General features: G+C 67.2%; 4 protein-coding genes. 1 reads left to right on the forward strand and 3 read right to left on the reverse strand.

Features of this window, described 5'->3' with window-relative positions; all coding sequences use genetic code 11:
• Positions 1–623 (reverse strand): MFS transporter (locus tag WAZ62_RS17030; protein ID WP_422644731.1); only part of this gene is annotated, 623 nt, incomplete at its 3' end.
• Between the two features lie 97 nt (positions 624–720).
• On the opposite strand from WAZ62_RS17030, the gene WAZ62_RS17035 reads away from it, so the two are divergent.
• Positions 721–1,617, forward strand: coding sequence for a sterol desaturase family protein (locus WAZ62_RS17035; RefSeq protein ID WP_422644732.1), 897 nt, complete (start codon positions 721–723; stop codon positions 1,615–1,617).
• 19 nt (positions 1,618–1,636) lie between these two features.
• On the opposite strand, the gene WAZ62_RS17040 is transcribed toward WAZ62_RS17035, so the two are convergent.
• Positions 1,637–2,035 (reverse strand): hypothetical protein, encoded by a 399-nt coding sequence (locus WAZ62_RS17040; RefSeq protein WP_422644733.1) that lies wholly within the window; start codon positions 2,033–2,035, stop codon positions 1,637–1,639.
• Between the two features lie 29 nt (positions 2,036–2,064).
• Complete coding sequence (locus tag WAZ62_RS17045; protein WP_422644734.1) at positions 2,065–2,793, reverse strand: SDR family oxidoreductase; 729 nt, start codon at positions 2,791–2,793, stop codon at positions 2,065–2,067.
• Positions 2,794–3,096 lie beyond the last annotated feature (303 nt).

Below are 3,096 nucleotides of genomic sequence, written 5' to 3' on the forward strand. Positions count from 1 at the left end.
GGCAAGGCCCCCGCCTCGCGCGGGGTCCGCGGCAGCAGGACGACGAAGGCGAGCAAAAGCAGGGCCGCCTGGCCGCCGAAAGCCCAGAAGGCGCCGCGCCACAAGCCGGCCTCGGCGAAGAGCCCGCCGATCAGCGGCCCGCACAGCGAGGCCCCGCCCCAGATCCCCGAAATACAGGCATAGAGCCTTGGCCACATCGGCGCCGGAAACAGCGCGGTCAAGGCGACATAGGCGAGGGCGACCATGGCGCCGCCGCCGAAACCCTGCAGCGCCCGGCCGACCAGCATCATGGCCATGTCGGGCGCGAGCGCGCTGACGGCGCAGCCGAGGCCATAGACGAGAGCGCCGCCGCAGATCGCCAGCTTCATGCCGAGGCGCCGCGCCGCGAGCCCGGCGGCGGAACCGGCGACGATGGAGGCGAGGACATAGAGCGCCATGGTCCAGGCGATGAATTCGGCGCCGCCGATATCGACCACCAGCACCGGAATGACGGTCGCCGTCAGCATCGAATCGGCGGCATGAAGCCAGATGCCGAAACACAGCAGCAGGAAGGCGGGAAAATGCCGGTCGGCCAGCACGGCGCCCCAGCCCCCTTCTTCCCGTTTCACCACGCCTTCGCTCATCCTGCGCCGCCCAAAAGATGACAATTAATCACAAATTTCGATGACCGCCGCGCGGCGGGTCGCTACTATGCCCGCAAAACGGGGAGGAACAACCGGCATGACCCTGCCTGATCCGGTCTTTTACGCCATACCGCTGTTCGGCCTGCTGATCGCGGCCGAATTGTTCTGGATGAAGCGCCAGGGCGGCGTCGCCTATGAATACAAGGATGCCGCCGCGTCCCTAAGCATGGGCTTCGGCAGCCTGTTCCCCGGCCTCCTCAAGGGACTGGTGCTCTATGCCGCCTTCGAATGGGTGCATGGCTTCGCCCTGTTCGACATCGGCTACGGGTGGTGGGCCTTCGTCGCGATCTTCTTCGCCGAAGACTTCTGCTACTACTGGTTCCATCGCCTGAGCCACGAGCATCGGATCTGGTGGGCGGCCCATATCAACCACCATTCCTCCCAGCACTACAATCTGTCGACCGCGCTGCGCCAGACCTGGACCGGCCAGATCGCCCTGACCTGGCTGTGCTGGTTGCCGCTGTCGCTGCTCGGCTTCCCGACCGAGCTGATCTTCTTCCAGATGGGCGTCAGCCTCGTCTATCAGTTCTGGATCCATACCGAGGCGGTGCACCGTTTGCCGGTCTGGTTCGAGGCCGTGTTCAACACGCCCTCGCACCACCGCGTCCATCACGCGACCAACCCCCGATATCTCGACGCCAATTACGCCGGCATCCTGATCATCTGGGACCGTCTGTTCGGCAGTTTCGTGCCCGAGGATGACGCCGAACCCTGCCGCTACGGCATCGTGAAAAATATCGGCACCTTCAATCCGCTGATCATCGCCAGCCACGAATGGGTCGCGCTCGGCCGGGATCTGGCGCGGGCGAAAAGCTGGCGCGGCCGGCTGATGACCCTGTTCGGCCCGCCCGGCTGGCGCGAGGATGGTCAGGGCTCGACTTCGGCCGACATCAAGCGGCTGTGGCGGAGCAAGCAGGCGGCCCCGGCGGAATAGGCCGGCGGCCGACCGCCCCTCAGGGCAGCGATTTGCGGAACTGGATCATGCCCCCGATGGAATCCTCACCATCGGGGCGCAGCAGCATCGGCGTCCGGTCTTCCACCGCGCCGAAGGACAGGCGCAGGCCCTTGGGGTCGGCGGCGCGGGGCGCGGGCGGGACGAGACTGCCCATCGACCATTCGGGCGACGGCAGCATGGCGCTGTGACGGCTGGTCGGCGGCTGGACATCGAGTCCGGCCGAACGCGACGATTCGAGAACGGGCGCGATATCGACATTGCGGTCGTCGCGCAATTCACCGGCATGGGCGCCGGCCATCAGGACCGGCGACACCAGAAGCGCAAGGATGATCCGCCGGTGCACAACCATGGCGTCATGCAACCACCAGCCTGTCGCCGTTTCCAGCGCAAGAGCCACCAGATCGGCGCGATCCCCGACTCAGCGCGTCAGAGCGGTGTCGAGGGATCCTGCTGCCGGGCGAGATAGCGCTCGCCGCCATCGACCGCGATCACCTGCCCCGTCACCTGGGGTGCCCGGGCGAGGAAGGCGACGGCATCGGCGATATCCCGAGGCCCGAGCCCGGGGCCGAGGGGCAGCTTGCCCTTCTCGGCCTGGAAACGCCCCTCGTCCTGGAACGGGCTGATCAGCGTGAGGCCCGGCGCGACGCCATTGACCCGGATGCGCGGGGCGAAATAGCGCGCGGCGAGATCGGTGATCGTCGCCAGCGCCGCCTTGCCCAAGGTATAGGACAGGAAGTCGGGATGCGGCCATGCCAGCTTGGCGTCGAGCACATTGACGACGGCGCCCCGGCCGATCGCCCGGTCGAAGGCCTGGATCAGCAGCAGGGGCGCCAGGGCATTCACCGCCATGTGGCGATTGAAGGACGCCGCGCCCAGACTGCGGAAATCATCCGGCTCGAAGCGGGAGGCATTGTTGACGATCAGGCCGATGTCCGGCCGGCGCGCGAACAGCGCATCCGCCGCCGCCGGCAACCCCGCGCCGTCGTCAAGGTCGAGGGCGACGAGTTCGGCCCGGCCGGCCAGCGCCTCCGGCAGCTCGGCGGTGGCGGGATCGCGCGTCTGCAGGACGAGATCATAGCCATCGGCGGCCAGCCGGGCCGCGATGGCGGCGCCGATCCGCTTGGTGCCGCCGGTGATCAGAGCTGCAACGCCCATGGTGTCGATTCCCTCCCCTTGCCTTCCATCTCTACATGCTCGCGGACGCGCGGGCATGATGTTTCTATCATGGGGGATTTCCGATATGATCCCGCGCGCCGGCGGTGCCGGTATCCAGTTTTCCCCGGGGGGATGTTTGAAATGTCCAATGAACTGACCATCAAGCGCGGCACCAAGACCGATCCGGCCGATGTCGCCGCCATCGACAAGTCCAAGCTCGGCATCCTGCTGGCCAAGCCGCCGCAGACCGAGACCGAGGGTCAGGCCGCCTACAGCGGCTATACCCAGTGCCCCTGGTGCGGC

Origin of the sequence: Zavarzinia sp. (genome assembly GCF_049306435.1) — a bacterium.
In the GTDB taxonomy this organism is placed as follows: Bacteria; Pseudomonadota; Alphaproteobacteria; order Zavarziniales; family Zavarziniaceae; genus Zavarzinia.

Excerpts from the sequence above, each read along its gene's own strand:
- WAZ62_RS17045 (WP_422644734.1), bottom strand. The coding sequence starts at position 2,793 with ATGGGCGTTGCAGCTCTGATCACCGGCGGCACCAAGCGGATCGGCGCC.
- WAZ62_RS17035 (WP_422644732.1), top strand. The coding sequence starts at position 721 with ATGACCCTGCCTGATCCGGTCTTTTACGCCATACCGCTGTTCGGCCTG.